The organism is Mesorhizobium sp. SP-1A, from assembly GCF_032460275.1.
Classification (GTDB): Bacteria; Pseudomonadota; Alphaproteobacteria; order Rhizobiales; family Rhizobiaceae; genus Mesorhizobium.
Genome location: NZ_JAVXZD010000002.1, coordinates 186,511 through 202,467 on the forward strand (window position 1 = coordinate 186,511; position 15,957 = coordinate 202,467).

Annotated in this window: 17 protein-coding genes; 9 read left to right on the top strand and 8 right to left on the bottom strand. The window is 52.0% G+C overall.

Going from position 1 to position 15,957, the window contains the following annotated elements:
* Positions 1-75 precede the first annotated feature (75 nt).
* Complete coding sequence (locus tag QU595_RS09490) at positions 76-981, top strand: hypothetical protein (protein ID WP_315921218.1); 906 nt, start codon at positions 76-78, stop codon at positions 979-981.
* Positions 982-1,040: 59 nt separating this feature from the next.
* On the opposite strand, the gene QU595_RS09495 is transcribed toward QU595_RS09490, so the two are convergent.
* Positions 1,041-1,316, bottom strand: a complete 276-nt coding sequence (locus tag QU595_RS09495; RefSeq protein WP_315921220.1) for a hypothetical protein — start codon at positions 1,314-1,316, stop codon at positions 1,041-1,043.
* A 290-nt stretch (positions 1,317-1,606) separates the two neighbouring features.
* Positions 1,607-2,203, bottom strand: coding sequence for a hypothetical protein (locus QU595_RS09500; RefSeq protein WP_315921222.1), 597 nt, complete (start codon positions 2,201-2,203; stop codon positions 1,607-1,609).
* A gap of 120 nt (positions 2,204-2,323) precedes the next feature.
* Here QU595_RS09500 and QU595_RS09505 point away from each other — a divergent pair, with 120 nt between their 5' ends.
* On the top strand, positions 2,324-2,809 hold the full coding sequence (locus tag QU595_RS09505) for a hypothetical protein (protein WP_315921224.1): 486 nt from the start codon (positions 2,324-2,326) through the stop codon (positions 2,807-2,809).
* A gap of 297 nt (positions 2,810-3,106) precedes the next feature.
* On the opposite strand, the gene QU595_RS09510 is transcribed toward QU595_RS09505, so the two are convergent.
* Positions 3,107-3,310, bottom strand: coding sequence for a hypothetical protein (locus QU595_RS09510; RefSeq protein WP_315921226.1), 204 nt, complete (start codon positions 3,308-3,310; stop codon positions 3,107-3,109).
* A 421-nt stretch (positions 3,311-3,731) separates the two neighbouring features.
* On the opposite strand from QU595_RS09510, the gene QU595_RS09515 reads away from it, so the two are divergent.
* The 4 genes from QU595_RS09515 to QU595_RS09530 all read left to right on the top strand — a co-directional run bounded on the left by QU595_RS09515 (position 3,732) and on the right by QU595_RS09530 (position 8,933).
* A complete protein-coding gene (locus QU595_RS09515) occupies positions 3,732-5,312 on the top strand; it encodes a TROVE domain-containing protein (protein WP_315921228.1) in 1,581 nt (526 codons plus the stop codon).
* Entirely contained in the window at positions 5,309-5,842 is a 534-nt protein-coding gene (locus tag QU595_RS09520; RefSeq protein ID WP_315921230.1) for a hypothetical protein, read from the top strand. The genes QU595_RS09515 and QU595_RS09520 overlap by 4 nt, the downstream gene beginning before the upstream one ends.
* Before the next feature lie 423 nt (positions 5,843-6,265).
* Positions 6,266-7,855 carry an ATP-binding protein gene (locus QU595_RS09525; RefSeq protein WP_315921232.1) on the top strand — a complete coding sequence of 530 codons (1,590 nt, stop codon included), beginning with the start codon at positions 6,266-6,268 and terminating at the stop codon, positions 7,853-7,855.
* Between the two features lie 91 nt (positions 7,856-7,946).
* Positions 7,947-8,933 (top strand): hypothetical protein, encoded by a 987-nt coding sequence (locus QU595_RS09530; protein WP_315921234.1) that lies wholly within the window; start codon positions 7,947-7,949, stop codon positions 8,931-8,933.
* Between the two features lie 64 nt (positions 8,934-8,997).
* Here the strand turns inward: QU595_RS09530 and QU595_RS09535 are convergent, their stop codons facing one another.
* The 5 genes from QU595_RS09535 to QU595_RS09555 all read right to left on the bottom strand — a co-directional run bounded on the left by QU595_RS09535 (position 8,998) and on the right by QU595_RS09555 (position 12,006).
* Positions 8,998-9,369 (bottom strand): hypothetical protein, encoded by a 372-nt coding sequence (locus QU595_RS09535; RefSeq protein WP_315921236.1) that lies wholly within the window; start codon positions 9,367-9,369, stop codon positions 8,998-9,000.
* 110 nt (positions 9,370-9,479) lie between these two features.
* On the bottom strand, positions 9,480-9,875 hold the full coding sequence (locus QU595_RS09540) for a nucleoside 2-deoxyribosyltransferase domain-containing protein (protein WP_315921238.1): 396 nt from the start codon (positions 9,873-9,875) through the stop codon (positions 9,480-9,482).
* A gap of 63 nt (positions 9,876-9,938) precedes the next feature.
* Positions 9,939-10,748: a hypothetical protein gene (locus QU595_RS09545; protein ID WP_315921240.1), complete on the bottom strand. Its 810-nt coding sequence runs from the start codon at positions 10,746-10,748 to the stop codon at positions 9,939-9,941.
* Between the two features lie 58 nt (positions 10,749-10,806).
* A complete protein-coding gene (locus tag QU595_RS09550; protein WP_315921242.1) occupies positions 10,807-11,739 on the bottom strand; it encodes a hypothetical protein in 933 nt (310 codons plus the stop codon).
* A 93-nt stretch (positions 11,740-11,832) separates the two neighbouring features.
* The gene (locus tag QU595_RS09555; protein ID WP_315921244.1) at positions 11,833-12,006 is read right to left on the bottom strand and encodes a hypothetical protein; all 174 of its coding nucleotides are present in this window, start codon (positions 12,004-12,006) and stop codon (positions 11,833-11,835) included.
* A 116-nt stretch (positions 12,007-12,122) separates the two neighbouring features.
* Here QU595_RS09555 and QU595_RS09560 point away from each other — a divergent pair, with 116 nt between their 5' ends.
* The 3 genes from QU595_RS09560 (at position 12,123) to QU595_RS09570 (ending at position 15,909) form a co-directional block, all read left to right on the top strand.
* Complete coding sequence (locus QU595_RS09560; RefSeq protein WP_315921246.1) at positions 12,123-13,208, top strand: hypothetical protein; 1,086 nt, start codon at positions 12,123-12,125, stop codon at positions 13,206-13,208.
* Between the two features lie 100 nt (positions 13,209-13,308).
* Positions 13,309-14,280 carry a hypothetical protein gene (locus QU595_RS09565; RefSeq protein WP_315921247.1) on the top strand — a complete coding sequence of 324 codons (972 nt, stop codon included), beginning with the start codon at positions 13,309-13,311 and terminating at the stop codon, positions 14,278-14,280.
* 123 nt (positions 14,281-14,403) lie between these two features.
* Positions 14,404-15,909 (top strand): hypothetical protein, encoded by a 1,506-nt coding sequence (locus QU595_RS09570; RefSeq protein ID WP_315921249.1) that lies wholly within the window; start codon positions 14,404-14,406, stop codon positions 15,907-15,909.
* The last annotated feature ends 48 nt before the right edge of the window (positions 15,910-15,957 follow it).

Genomic DNA, 15,957 nt, shown 5'->3' on the forward strand with positions numbered 1-15,957 from the left:
TTATTTGTTGACGATTATGAATAATTCCAGGAGCATTTAATAATTGCCACAAAATTGAGCAGAAAGGCTCATTAAATGCTTCATTCAACGTCCGCTGCCTTTCGGGGCTTTACGCGGCCAGTTTTGCCTGGTCGGAAGCCAATCGCAGCATCGCCAGAGGTTGTCACTGACTGGGCATGGTTCGAGGAATTCCTCGCTGAACGCGGTGAAACAGGTCAAAAACAGTACCAAGACTGGGAAAAACGTCGAGGGAAGCTCAGCAACTGGGCCGAGTTGATGGCTGGCTTCCGTGCGCTTGAGCACAAGGTTCTATACCGTCTTGAGATTGTTGACATCAAAAATGCCATCCGGCAGACGACCCATGCATTAGGTACAATCGACAAATCTGCTGCAAAATTCGACGACATCCATAATTACTCTCCGCCAGTGCCTCTGGTCTATATTTTCCATTCTATATTGGAAAAAATGGGCCGCGTTCCTGTCTGGAATGACATCAAGCGCCACCTGTTCGGAGACTTCCGCTCGCTATGTTGGGTGCCGTTTTGCAATAGCCGAAAGCTCAATGCAGAACTCCCAGTGAACCAGCAAGACACGCGCATCATGGATGCCTTTCTATGGCGGATGGGGAATGCCTATTATTCATGGCTACGTGAGGTGGATCTCCTCACCTATTTGCGAAGAACGGAGAAGCTCGATCTCAAATATCACTTCCTGGTCGACGCGGAGTGGCGTGCAGATTTCGTCGCTGGTCGCATTCTGCTCGAACTCTATGTCAAGAACCGTGAGTTTAAGGACGATGACGGTGGCCGGAAGCTCACCTGCGCTCGAATGAATGCAGACTATGAAGTGCTTCCGATCAAGTTGGACACAGCTCCTGACAAGGAAGGGCCGAAGTTCGGGAAACCGTGGATGGTTTCGGATGAATGTAAGCTGATGATCGCTCGCGAGCTTCGATCTAGAGGTTGCCCTCGAATAGCATGAAATGAGAAGGCCGCCGAAATCGAATTCGACGGCCTTCTCATTTCAGTGTTCGATTGTGGTCAGTCTCCGCCACCACCACCGTCGCCTCCACTGGACGAGCCGCTGTCGCTACCACAATGGCCATCAGATGACGAAAAGCCATAGATATGCCCATCAGAGCTGCTGGAACTGAGGTTGGTGTAATAGCTGCTATTGTTCCTAGAGGCGTTCGAACCTTGCTTGAGGGGTGCTTTATTAGATTCGTGCATTTCCGCCCAAATTAGTATGCCTGTGAGGCCGCCGAGGGCGAGAATCGCAACGATATAGATCAGAATTTCAGCAAATGATAAATCCATCGAATTTCCTTCCACGAAAATAGTCGGTGGACGTGTTCAAGGTGTCAAATTAATTCTGTACGAATTCACTCATTGTCGTGTGTGTCACGACGATGCTTTAGCAGAACATCCACTAGAGCAATGGCGACGAGAAGCGTCGCGCAGATTAAGAGGAATTGGCTTGCGAACGACACGAATTCAAACTGCCGTGCTGGATCAGAAGCGACATTGAAAACAGCGTCGGTAAAACTGTATGACGTGGGAACAGGCATGGTGCTAACTCCTTCGACCACATGAAGGAATTATTGGGTCTATGGTTTGTAATTGGAAGTCCGGCCGATCAACTCGTCTACGATTTCGTCAGTCTCTCTGAACCCAGGCGCACCGATTTCCCAGCCCGTCATGTCGAGCAGCGGGAGATTCATTGCCTCCGCAATCGCCTTGATGGCTGCGAACCTCTCTCCTGTATGATCCAGGTCGTCATCCTGAAAGCCGATTGCGACTACGCTGTCCTTGGAGATGGGACCTTCAATGAAGACCTCGTCTGTTGTGCTGTGTGTTCGCTTTCTCGCCTGAACTACGCTCTCCAGGATTGGTTCGATTGGCTTTCCGGCCTTGCGAGCGTTTCTGATCGCCTTGGTCAGGTGGTAAGTTTCCCCTGATTCAAGATCATGTAGTGGCGCTTCAATCGTCGAGCGGTCGATAATCAGGCAGGGTTCTCGGTGAAGTTCTTCATCTGGATGCCACAGCATTGGTTCTTGGCAGGTCGAAGTGCCTTTCACGTCACGCTTCTCGTCAAACAAATAGTGCGTCCAGTACGGCTTCATGACCCCAGACTTCGCGAGGCGCTGCAGGCGCTCGATGGATGTCCAGTGAAAGAGGTATCTGTTATCGGGAAGTGTCGTCATCGAACCCTGCTCTGGCTGCTGTTTGCCATTAGATCGCAGGTGAATGCAAGAGAACACCATTTTCGTTGTCACAAGCGTCGAGGCTGAGCACACTGAGCGAAAATAGGTCTTGGAGGTCACATGACGCACACAGTGCTGGATTGTCATTTGAACGGCGTTCCGTTGGCGAAGGATGAACTAGCCAGTCTTTCTTCCGAGGACATTGCGGCTATCGTCGGTTTTCAAATGCCTGGCGATGCGCTGGAAGACACCAGTGATTACGCATGGTCTTTTGAGATGTTGCCTCTGGATTTGTTGCGTTTCAGTAATGAAGATGGCGAAGAACCTGAGGGAGGATGGAAAGCTGCTTATTTAAGGCATCAGGAATCGGATCGAGAGGCTGTTGCAAATGGCAGTATCGAATACGAAGGTCGTGCGGAGTGGCTTGCTGAATGGTCCAGAGATACGTCTATCTATCCATTGTATATAGTGACAGAGGATAATGGATATCGCGTGTTGGATGGCTATCATCGTTTAGCTGGAGCATTCTGGCATGACGTGAAAGAAGTGGCTGTCTTTCTCGGTTCACCGAAACCGACCTTCGATGCCTCTTTTCGAAAAATGTGAAAAGTTTCATTTTTTCCTGTTGACGCCAGATTGCAAAATGCAATATGGTTATCTCAACGAACTCCTTGCTTTGGGTTATCTCTTGAAACGATGTCCCCCATAGCGCTCCACGCGTTCGTTACCTAGTTTCTGTGCTGGACCGAACTCCTGATGTTCGATTATCCAAGCAGTCGGTCGCGAGTTCGAGTCTCGCCTCCCGCTACACTATGCGGGAGTAGCTCAGGTGGTAGAGCAACAGCCTCGGGCGTAAGCCCAATCGATGTCCCCCCGCGTTCGGCCCAGCACAGAAACTAGCCTCTAATCGAGGCTTTTCACGATAAAATCTTCCCAGTCGTCATCTGGTGTTTCTCTGATGGCGACCTCCTGAGGCAGCTTGTAGACGCAGTCATTGTCTTCCTGCAGGCCTCGGAGAAGTTTCTTTGCCGCATCGATCTTGTTTTCAGTCGGGGAGACCAAATAGATGTCGTCCCGAAAATATGCTTCCCATACGTCGTCTGCCATCACAATGCCTTTTCTGTTCGAGTGACCATGCCATTGTGATGCAGGATTGCGCGGCCAGGCAAATTTACGGTCTCGCCGATAAAAATACCAAAATCTTAAAATAGGCCCTTGCGCGACATTGCAAAATGCAATATCAGTATATGCATAGCTTGACGCAAGCGAACTCCCCGCTTTGGGTTATCACTCATAATGATTAGCTCCCATTGCAATTAACGCGTTCGTTTCGTCGGTTTACAGAGTGTGCGAACTCCCTGGCTTTCGGTTATCGCCTTCTAAGCGGGTAACGCAGGTTCGAATCCTGCACACCGTCGATTTGATGGTGTTCGTCTAGGGGTAGGACGCCTAAAACATCGATGCCTAAACCGCGTTCGCACACTCTGTAAGTTGACGAGACGGCGCAAGCCAAAAGAAAGGTTTGAACATGACTTATGCTGATCTCGTTCGTAAGGATTCCATCCCTCAGAGTGAGCCTCTCGATTCGCGCCAGGTGAAGAACAACGCTGGTGGCTTCGTTTATGCGCTCGACATTTGGGGCCGCCTTCAGCGTTTCCTCATCCTCGGTTCTGACGCGCAGACCTATTACGAGTCCGCTCGCAAGCTGACCCGTGACAATGCTGCTGTCATCGAGCAGTGCTGGGCAACTGACTATGCTCGTACCGCGCAGGCTATCGTCGATATTTCTGTCGCTGGTCGTGCTCCGAAGAACAGCCCTGCGATCTTCGCACTGGCGCTCGGCACCTTGTCTGAGAGCGTTGATGCTCGTCGTGCTGCACTTGCTGCTGTCGATCAGGTTTGCCGTACTGCTTCTCACCTGTTCGAGTTTGCGTCGATCCTCGATGCTCTCGGCCGTGGCTTCGGTCGCTCGGTCCAGCGTTCGGTTCAGAACTGGTACGAGTCCCGCTCGGTCGACAAGCTCGGCTATCAGATGTCCAAGTATCGTGAGCGCTACGGCTATTCTCACGAGCGCCTGATCAAGCGTGCTCGCCCGAAGGCAGAGGACGGTGACGCACAGCGTGTCGCTCTCTATCGCTGGGCAATCGGTCGCGATCATGATGCTGGTGCGCTTCCTGACGTCGTTGTTGGTCATCTGGCCGCAATGAAGGCAGAGACTGCGTCCGAGCTGATCCCGCTCATCGAGAAGTATCGCTTGACTTGGGAGGCTGTGCCGACCTGGGCGCTCAAGGACGAGAAGGTTTGGGAGGCACTCCTGCCGAACCTCGGTCTGACTGCTCTCCTGCGCAACTTGTCCACGCTGACTTCGGTTGGAGTGATCAAGCCCCTCGGCAAGCATAATGCTTTCATCGAGGACCGCCTGACTGATGCGAAGCAGATCAAGGACGCTCGTGTGCATCCGTACGCGATCCTGCAGGGTCTGACTGCATACCGGATGGGTCGCGCTGTGAAGGGTGATCGTACGTGGTCTCCTGTGTCCACGATCAGTGATGCGTTGGACGACGCTTTCTACAAGGCGTTCGACAACGTGGTTCCGACTGGCAAGCGTCATCTCCTGGCACTTGATGTGTCCGGTTCCATGCAGTCCAGTTTGATCGGTGGCATCGTTAGTGCACGTGCGGCTTCGGCGGCAATGTCGTTGGTGACTGCACGCACTGAAAAGCAGCATCACTTCGTTGGTTTTACGGGAGGTATCACACCACTCGATATTACCGCGAAGATGAGCCTGCCGGACGTCACGAGGAAGATCAGCAACTTGCCGTTCCAGCGTACTGATTGTGCGCAGCCGATGCTCTACGCCCTCAGCAAGGGTCTCGAAGTGGATGCCTTTGTCATCTATACGGATAACGAGACTTGGGCTGGTTCCATCCATCCGATGGAGGCTCTCAAGCGTTACCGTAAGGCGACGGGTATCAACGCGAAGCTGGTTGTTGCAGGCATGACGTCGACGGGCTTCACGATTGCCGATCCAAAGGATACGGGTTCGCTCGATATCGTTGGTTTCGACAGCAGTGCAGTTTCGGTCATGGGAGATTTCATCCGCTCATGACCCCGCACGAACTTGAGAGCGCTGGCGAAAGGCTTTTCGGTGAAAACTGGAAAGGACTGATCGCTGACGCTCTCGGGATCGATGCATCGACACGATGGCGAATGCTTCAAAGAGGCAAGATACCAGGCCCCGTTGCCGCAGCAGTCACTTCATGGCTGGTGCTGCATGGGGCCTTCGGCATTCTGCCCCCGTTCAAACCTATGGGGCCGTACAGAACTGAAGACGGCAAAAACCTGGGCTTGATCTCAGAGGACGATAGCCTGGATATCGGGCAGATGGCCGAAAGCATCTTCGGCGAGCACTGGAAAACGGCATTATCCGAACATCTGGGCGTCAATTATTCAACGCTCTGGCGGCAAATGGATGCTGGTGAATACCCTGCCCCGGTCATTGTTGCTCTTAGAGCGTGGCAACTCCTTTTCGATCTTGAAGAGCCAATTCCGTCACCGGAATCCAAGACCGAGACCGGAAAGCAGACTTCGCAGAAGAAGCCCAAGGCCTCGAAATATGCGAAGCTGATGTCAGACTAACGTCCGGCTCGAAATCCAAACACCCGAAATCTCAGCCTTTGCGCATGGGCGCGGTCGATAAGCGTCGACGCGCTCGAAGGGCAAGCGGATTGCTCCCAAGTTTTGAAGGCTGGCTAACAGGCATGTTCGGGAGATTTTTTGTGAATGGGTGAAGCGGTTCTCCACTGCTAATGCCTTCTGCATAATTACGGTCAGATTTTAACGAAAACTCCTCTTCTGATATCCCGAACGGGGTAATTTATCGCTATTAATTACCCCTGCTGGCTATATTTAAAGGGTGAATAATCCCGCATTCGGATTATTTCCAAAATTATCTGCATATTTATGAAGAAAAATGTTGACCACCTTAGATATTAATGGCATTAAGGCCGCGAATTGAGCGCGACACAAAATAATTCGCGCCAAAAAAGGAGAGATTTAAAAATGACCAATATGACCGCTGACATCACCGCCGTATCTTCTTTCGCTCAGGAACTGGTTACGGAAACGAATTCGAAGGGCCTGAAGGATTCGGTTTCGATCTCGGCTCTTAACGTGACCGTCAACGTCGGTCGAGCCGTTCTACAGCGCGCTATGGATTTCAAAACCAAGCAGGACGCTCTGTTCGAAGGTATCGCCAACGCTTACGAAGCATACGATCTCGGTGAAGCAGCATCGGTCGACGTTAATATCGGTCTCGGCAAGAATGGCTTCGTGACCATCACCGATAAGGCTCGCGGCATGGATCGCAAGGACCTTGAGCGCTTTTTCTCTCTTCATGCTCACACTGAACGTCGCGTTGGTGGCCGTAATCTACGAGGCTACAACGGTACGGGTAAGGTCGCTCCGCTGGTCGTCGGCCGCACCATGCGCGTTGACTCTGTCCGCAATGGCTACCGCAATGTCGTTGTCCTAACCCTGGACGCAGTTGAAAAGGCTGCGCGAACCAACACGCCAATCGATCTCAAGGAACTGGTCATCAACGAAGTGACCAATGAGCCGAACGGCACCTCGATCACCATTTCCAAGCTTCATTCCGGCTTCAAGGCCGAAGATATTCGCGACGTTCGCGAAAAGATCGCCCTCGAAATGATGATGTGGATGAAGGGCGCTAACATCACCGTCAATGGCGAAGCTGTCGATGCACAGAAAGTCGCTTTCGACGAAGAACACTTCGTGACCTCGGATTGCGGCAACTTTAAAGCTCACATCATGTACCGCGCTGGCTCACACCCTGAAGAACTGGCTTATACCTACATCACCTGCGGCCCGATCTTCGTTGCCCGTGAAAACTTCGGCAAGGAAGGCCACAAGTTCTCGAACAAGGTTCACGCTGTTATCTCGACGACCGCTGAATGGGCTGAAGAGCACTTCAATCATCGCCGTGAGCGCTTCGTTTCGGAAAGCCGCGACCTCAAGCTCAAGACTTCTGATGCCAAGGCTCGTGAAGTCCGCGACTTCGCCATCAAGGCTGTCGGCGACTACATGAAGAAGCTGGTCGACGAAGAAGAACAGCGCCGCAAGGACGAAGATAACCAGCTCCTGCGTGAGTGGGAATCTGACCTCAGCCGCTCGTTCTCATCGATGTGGGACCTCGGTGGCAAGCGTGAGCGTCAGGAAACGAAAAAGGAAAACCCTGCCGAGCCACGTGAGCGTGTGAAGCGTGACACTCAGGCTGAGCGCAAGACCAAGGTCAGCCTGGTTTTCGAACATCTGGACGATCACACGATCCCTTACCAGATCAACGAAGAAGCTCGCTTCATCGAAATCAACCTCAACCACGAGCATGCACGTTGCCTGCCGAAGGTTGAAGAAGACCCGACGCGTCGCCAGGCTCTCATGGACATTTCCATGGATGCCTTCGTTGAACTCAAGACCAAGCTGACGCTGGCTCAGGAGTTCGAGACCGTCGCTATGACTGACCCGATGGAATTGATGAAGCGTTATTCGGAACTCGCTCGCACCCTGAAGGCAGACATCAAGTCCCGTTTTGTCGAGCGCTACCGCGCGTTCGCCACGATCCGTTCGGCGTAACCCCCTCCCAAGCGCTGAACGCAGAGGCCCCCGTTTCCTCCTCCTTTGCGGGGGCCTCTTTCCTTCCTTCTAACGACACAAGGTGATGGTCATGGACAACAATTCGAAGCTTATTCCTGCAGATCTATTCAAGGCTGGCCTTTTCCGTACTTCCTGGTTGCCAGAGGGTCTGGGGGCTTCGAACATGGTCTCGCTCGAAGATGGCTGGAGTGTTGTTCTCGATCACAACACCGCCGCTGCTGAAGCTCTATACCGCATCGCAGACGCCATCGATGTCGTCATTCCTTACGAGGACCTGACCAAGGGCGTATCGAAGAACATTTTCCATCAGGTCCCATCGCTGAAGGAGGCTTTCATCTCCTATCCGTCGGAGGAGGCACTAAAGAAGCTTGCTGATTTCGTTGGCATGGAAGTCACCGAAAAGGGCTTCAATCCCAATACGATGCGCGAAGTTCTTCCAATGACGGATGATGAACAACGCCTGCAGGGCTTGCTGCTTGCAACTCTTGACGGTCACTGCGCTGCGGCTCGCCTCGTTCACCAGTTCGGTTGGTCCGGCCGCCGCACTCACTTCAACGATCACTTTCTCCCAACCGTGCCTTTCGTGATCCACGACAAGAAGCAACCTGTGAAGCTCCTGGGCTACGAGCCGCATCCGAAGCTCCACAATGTCGACGACCAGGGCCGCTTTATCGGTATCGAAATTTCTGAGTGCGGCAACCGCTGCCTGCTCGAATTTATCGTCTCGGAACAGGCGGTCGAGGGCAACTCCTTCAACGTCTCGGTTGCCGCCAAGGAAGCCGTCGCTGGTCGCTATACCGAAGTGAAGTCGGGCATCGATCTTTCGTTCTCGCTGGAGCGCAAGAACGCCCGTAAGTTCTCCGGCATGGGTCGCGTCGTCCGCAACCTCTATCCGGAATACATCGCTGGCCAGACGGCTTGGGTGGTCCTCGATAAGGAAGAAGGCAAGGCTCTCGTTGAGCTGCACGAGACGAGCGATTTCGATGCTCGCTCCCGAATGCGCGATATCCTTCGCGACGGCATCGACAGCGTCAATCAGCCGTCAATGGCGATGTAGTTGAGATTAAATCGTTAGATGATCCTTGAAGGCGAGAGAATTGAGTCCCCTCGCCTTTTTTGATTCAGATTTCCTGAAATCCCATCGTTGCACACAGCAACACCTTGCCATCCTTGACGATGATATCGCCCATCGAAGTGCTCCGGCGACCGTACTTTTTCCCGTCTGGTCCGGCGTGAAAATTTGGTTCCGTGGGAGAGATGATGCTTGGAGGATCAAGGCTCCAGCTGTCGCTTACGACACCGTTTTGCGTAGCCTTGTACACCTCCTCGATGTCGTCTACGTCCGATGTGGCGACAAGCTCGTACAGATCGCCTTCGTCAAACATTTTGCGGACGAAGGTGCGGTCGTCTGACGCTAAGGGCGAGATGATTTTGAAGTGATCGTCTCTGCTTCTGGCGGACGATTTTTCCCAATCGAGATGATACAGTTGCATGCGTGGCCTCCGAGGCCTGACTATAGCTTCAGGCGATGAAGGATCTCAAGACCGGGATGAGGCTTTCTGCAGGTGGTGAGTGCCTCCGGAGAAGCGCTTTCAGCGTGTTCTTATTTTTGGAAGAGCGACGCCACCATCAGGTCCAGATCATCCCAGACATGAATATTCGGGCGTTCAAGCTTTCCCTGCACTTCGACGTCAAGGCGGCGCTGGTATTCAGGGTGTGTACCGACGATCAGCTTGCGGTCGGAGACGAGAAATTTGCCGTATTCAAGCAGTGTGATCGGGCAAAGCGTTTCCTTCGGGAACCAGAACAGGATCGTCTCGGAGCGAGCAAGGTGCTCGTGCTCCCAGATAATCTGCTTCCTGGATTCTTCAGCCTCGTCGTCCATATTCCAGCCATTCCGGCGCGGATTGAAAATCGTATAGTCAGTATGCACAAGCAGCATCTCTGCGACTGGCGATTGCCAATCAGGGCAATTTGAAATTCCACCCGCGAGGAACAAAGGTGTTTGTCGTCTTGAATGAGACGGCTGGCGATGTGATTAATTGACCCAACGTTCTGTCCTTTAAATCAGGCGATTTAGAAGCTCTTTGGAGGCGTCAGCGCCTTCAAGGCGTTTATGAATACCGACCTTGGTCAAGGCTGAAATGATCAGCGGAATGTCTTTATCAGCCACATTGAGATCGCTGAAGATCGCGTTAGCTTCATCGATATTCAGACTGTTGTGCTGTTTTACGTCTGAAGCCATTCGCTGTTTCGCGACGTTGTAGGCCTTGTTCGCCTTCGACTCTTCTTCAAACTGGATGACTCTGGCCTGGTATTCTGCGATGAGGCGCTGGTCTTCGTCCGCCAGTGGGTGGACTTCAGTGACATCTTCCCAATTCATGATGCGAGCCGAGCTGAAAAGCCCATACGGATTCGCCATGATCTTTGCGTCGTCTTTGTTTTTGTCCAGATAGAGATGGAGCTGCCCCTCTTCGTCGAGACAATTGTCAATTCTGGCGATCCCTGTATAGGCGAGATCGTCACTGATGTTGAAAGTCACACGGCCATATTCACCCTCGAACGGACGTTTCGGAGGCCAGCCTTTTTTCCACTGCTTTACCGTTCGATTGTAGACGGATTGGTGATGCGCAATGAAGCTTTCCAGGTCCTCGATAGTGTCGTCATCAGTGTCGATTTTGGCATACCGAGCAAGGGCATGGGCGTCGATTGTGCCGTATCTGGCTGCCTCAGCCAGGCTCTTTGTAAAGGACTTTGCACCTGCCTCGGTATAAAAATAATCTTCCCGCTTGAGGTGATCGATATTCTTTTCCACCCATTCTTCGGCCGCAACGTGGCAAATCAATTCATCAGTCAGGTTTGGTCGCTTCATCGGAAACTCCTTTTAAATAAATATTGCGCCAAATAAGGGGTTCGTCAACATTTATTGACTAATTATGGCATCGTTCCCAGTGTTTGTCGGTAAACGCTTTTCGTGCCGATTTCGAAAAAAAGCTAGCATTGTATTCAGCCACGGTGGGCGTGTCCTCAAACTTGTAGCTCTTGTAATCCCATTTGGTGAATTCGCGGGCTTCATGATGTGAAGTAATCACAGCTCGTTGGTTGTTAGCGAGAAGGACTTCCGCGTCCGACCGGAGGTATTTTTGGAAGTCAGTTCGCTCCACAATATGGATGTCGGCTGTGAGTGAAGGAGTAATTGGCATCGGAGCTTCAACCACTCTGATAATGACGGTGGGTGCGATTTGTTGAAGCCGCTTTATAAGCTCAAATACGTATTCATTTTTGTATCGCTGCAGAAACTGGATCACGAAAAGAGGCATATTGTGCTCTTTCACCCAGAGTTCTTCCGCAGTTTCTACAATTGCTTCAATTACGCGTTCTTCGTATCTCATGGAATCGATCTGGGCTATGGTCTTTTTTTCAGATCGCATCGCGGACTTGATCGTTTCGATTTGCTTCCTGAGATTCCTAATTTTGGATTTTTCAGTATGATCATGCCATTTTCCAATTTTATTGGACGCGTGAATCAGATTGTCTCCAGATAGGGTCCGATCCTTGCTGAGTTTAAAACGTCCAGCGTGTTGGAGATACGCCTCTACAGGAAAAAGAGAGTGCCACAATTCTATCGTCGGTTTATCAATGTATTCGGCCGATGCGCATATCCTTCGAATATAGTCCTGCATAGGGCTATGAAGGCCTGAGTCGAGCAGAATGGATTTCCCATTTGCCAACTCTGCAAAGATATCAAGCTTCCTTGCTTCGGGTGCTCTGACAAGACCAAGAATGTTTTTAGCTATCCACTCGCGCATATTCGCCCTCATAATCTGGCAGCGTGCAAAGAAGCAATGGATACCTGAATCCATTCAAATTTTGGGGCTACCGCAATTGAACTCTGGCGTGCTGGTTGTTTCCTAGGCAGGCTCTCAGAGGAGGTCGCCCTCTCCCCAGTGGACAACCTATTTCGATTTCTCAAAGCCGCCGCCCATCAGAATGAACGAGAAGATCATTCCTGCTCCAATTAAGAGCAGAACGCCACCTCCAACGGGATTGTTGCGGGCGAGTTGATCCATGCCAGCGCCGCCAAAAACCACCATTGCTAAGACAATACCCACTAAAGCAAAAGGATTCATTGATTTACTACCTCCAAGTTTTCCATTTAATCCGCAATAATTGGTTGTAAGTCAATTTATTTTGCTTGTTTTTATGTAGCTAAAATGATTTAAGAGCGCCAACTAAGGAGCACTCCATGAGCGAATATTCCAAATTTGGCTACTGGTTCTCGCCGCAGGCTGATGTTTTCGGCCTCGAACTTCCGCAATCTCATGCAGAAGTTATTGCCAGTTTGGGAGTTTTTGATCTGCCAGGTGCATCGCCTGACGAGGTCATGCGTCATGCCATTGAACAAGGCTGGATCGCTGTTTCCATCTCGCCAGTCGGCAGTAGCCTAGGAATCCGTGTTCGCGATCATCTGCCTGAAAAGGGCGCGCTTATGAGAATGAAGTCTGTGCTGAAGGATGATGGTCTATTTGACATCATCGTGCACACGGACAAGGACAGCGGCACCGTGAAAACGGTCATCGAGCGTCTCCAGAAAATTGAACGTGACTCAATGACTTATCCGAACATCGAAGATGAGGTCGCCTTTCATGTGCGGATGGTTGAACGTCGTCGTGCGAATATGCGCTGGTATGATTTCGTGGCCAACAGGTTCGACATTCAAAAGGTCAATTTGGACGGCCTGCGTGCTGCACTGACGGATATCAGGAAGCTTCCCTATGAAGCCAATGAGATTGTTTTAAACTCCGCACTCCGTCGCGGCGCGAGCGTCGATGAATTCATGTCTGTCGTTACCGAGGCAAGCCAGAAACTGACAGCTTATGGTGAGCAGATTGCTGGTACGCTCAATGACGCTTTTAATCGCTCAATGGGCTTCGATGACTGGCAACCTTCGACAGACCTGCCTGAATACAACCTGTCCGGATCGTTGGGAGAGCAGCTGATCGCGGTAAAGAAGCTGCGCGACGAAACCGCAGTCGCTCAGGCCGTGCTCGATAACCATAAGCAAATTATCGTGACGATTGCTCCGCTGGTGCAGGCCATCAATTCGGCATCATCTTTCGCCAGCAGCCTCGGCTCCAATATGCGAGTGATGATGAAGGAGCTTGAAAAGTCGCGGGCCAACGACGAAGGCCTTGAACGCATGCAGTCCATCGCCGATTACTATATCGGCCACGAGTGCACCGTCGCCCTCGGCATCTCGGATACGGCTCTTGATAAGGTCGAGGCGGCTATTGCCGTCGTCGAGGCCAATCAGAGGTCGGCCAATGTCTAAGGTCGAGCAGGTCTATTCGCCACATGGCTATTGGTTCTCACCTCACGGCGATATTTATGCACTCGAAAGCCCGTAGGAGCATGCCAAGCTTATTACCGACATGGGCGTCTTCGACCTGCCGGATATGGACCCCAATCATGTAATGCTGCACGCCATCGAACACGGGTGGATTGCTGTCTCGATTTCGCCAGTCGGTACCAGCATCGGCATTCGCGTTCGCCAGGATTTGCCAGAGCGTTTCGCGATGAAGAGCTTGCAAAGGGTCCTCAAAGCGGATGGATTGCTCGATGTCGTGGTGCACACCGATCATGAAAGTGGAACAGCATCTGAAGTTATTGGGCGCTTGCGGGAGTATGAACGCGACAGCAAATATTTCCCAAAGATCGATGATCAGATTGCTGACGTGCTGAAAGACATCAGGAAATTGCGCGAGGCCGCCGCATTCGAGGAGCATATTCTGACGGTGCCGCTCGATGCCAAGTTCGATGTCACGAGCGCTGTGAAGGTCCAGACCTCTCTCAGTCAGCTGCTCAATGACGGCTACTCCGTCGTCAGAAGCGAATACGGTTCCCGTGTCAGCGATTTTGATGATCAATTGAAGCGGATGCGTGATCTGGGCACCAAGCTGGTCGGTATTGCTGATGAGATCAGCGCTAAGGTCGATCCGCTGTTCAATGAAATGATCGGATATAGGCCGCCGTCTATCAATAAGTGCGATCCTGAGCACCACCATGTGGAACAAGCAGAAGCCCGTCTTGTGCACCTCATCAGCGTGCGTCGTGATCTTGAGAATTCCGCGACGAGCAAATCGACGTCATTTATGACGCAGAACTTCAAGGCTTTGTGGGATTTCCGAGCGGCGGCAGAGACCCTTAAGGCTTCGATCAGGCTTGTCCGCGTGTACATCGACCGTATGGAAAAGGCAGCTGAGAATGTAACGACGCTCAAGGATTTGCACACTTGTGCTGGATATTATATCGGGCACGAATGCGCACGAATGTTCAGCGTCGGCCGATCTCATTATTTAAAGCAATTCCATATTGCAGTTGTCGAATTAGGCAGGGCTGGCTGATTTTCCTGAAATGGGCGGATATTTCGCCCGTTTTTGTTTGGCTAATATCTTGCCAAATCCACAAAATTGCGAGCATCATGAATTAATTGCGAAATTCTCGCGTAAACCCGTGGAAGAGAAATAATGACTGACCTGATTGAAAACCTGCCTGTGCCCGAGAAGGCGGGCGTCAATGTGGATGCCAAGCCACAGGAAGACGTGCGTGTCGACGCCAAGAAGGCTGAAGAGGTTCTGGATATCTACCATGACCGCCAGGCTCGCGCAGTCGCAGGTGTTGGCATCGCAGAACGCAAGGTTCTGGAAAAGTGGCTCGGAAAGGGCTTCACTGATCGTCTACGTGATGCTGATGCGGGAATCATTTATCGCGCTTTGACGAACCTGCCGCGTCCGGCCGCGCAGGGAAGCTTCGTGTGGAACGTGATTACTGATCCTGCAAGCGTTCGGTCAGCCCTTCAGGCTATTTCTGACATCAAGGCATTCAGCGCACAGACCGTTGTCATCGCTGACAAGATCGGTGCCAACAATCATTTCCGTGAAGCCATCGAAAAGTTTGAAGCTGCGCGCTCGGCTCCACTTCGGCAGCTTGTCGACAAGATGAGTGGGAATGTTGCTGGTTTGCGTGATTTCGTGGATCGCGTCCAGTATCTGCGAGACCGCGCTCAGACCGTTTTCATGATCGAAGATTTGTCCGTGGAAGCCATGTTGACGATCTTTGCCGCTTCGCACTCCATCGTCGCGTCCGAAGACTTCATCAGCGAGAGCATTTCCATCTCGCAATTCCCTCAGGGTGACATTCTCGACAAGCTGGAAGTCGCACGTGGCCTGGTTGTCGCCGCTTCCAATGACGTGAAGCGCATCTGCGGCGTGGCTCCGGTTCTATTCTCGGAAACGGCTCTTGCAGGCGCTATCCGCTCGGTCAAGCACATGCGCCCAAACGACTTCGTTCATGTTATCGAAGCGCTCGGTGGCGCTCTTGAAGGCGAAGAGAACATCGATACCGCAATCAAGGCGTTCGTCGACTACATGGATGCCTATGCCGACATGAAGCGTGAGATCGTTTCGTGGGGCTATTCGGAAGACGAAATCTCTGCCCTGATCTCCTATGCCCTTATTCAGCGTCATCTGCGTACCGCCGCCGAAGAGCTGGGTGTTGATTTCTCTCGCGTTGAAATTTTCCTCCGGCTCAACCGCCCAGTTGACGGCTCAGAAGAGGGGCACAACGCATTCCGCAACCACGTGATGCAGTTCTTCAAGGAAATGGCGAAGGATGGTGTGTCTGGCCGCCTGATTGCGGTTTGTGCGAACAAGCAGACCATGCTGTCGAAGGTTTATGAGACGATCTATCGTGCAGCCATTGAGCGCGAATATTTCCTGCAGGTCGGCAAGCGCATCGTTGATGTCTATCACGACGTCACCATTGGCGAAGTGGCTGAAGTCATCGCTCAGGAAGGCGATCTGCGTAAGGCCAATGACGCAATCCGTAGTCTCGGCGTCGAGACTGCTGATGAGTTGACGGAGCTTGAAGCTCACGTCGAATGGGCGATTGCTGCCAACTCCTTGCCAGTACCTTCGGATGCAATCACGAAGCTGATCGAAAGCCGTGGCCAGGTCTTGCCGCCTCGGGTTTGAAGGTAGGCATCCATACTTCAACATGGGCGGGCATTTGCTCGCCCTTTT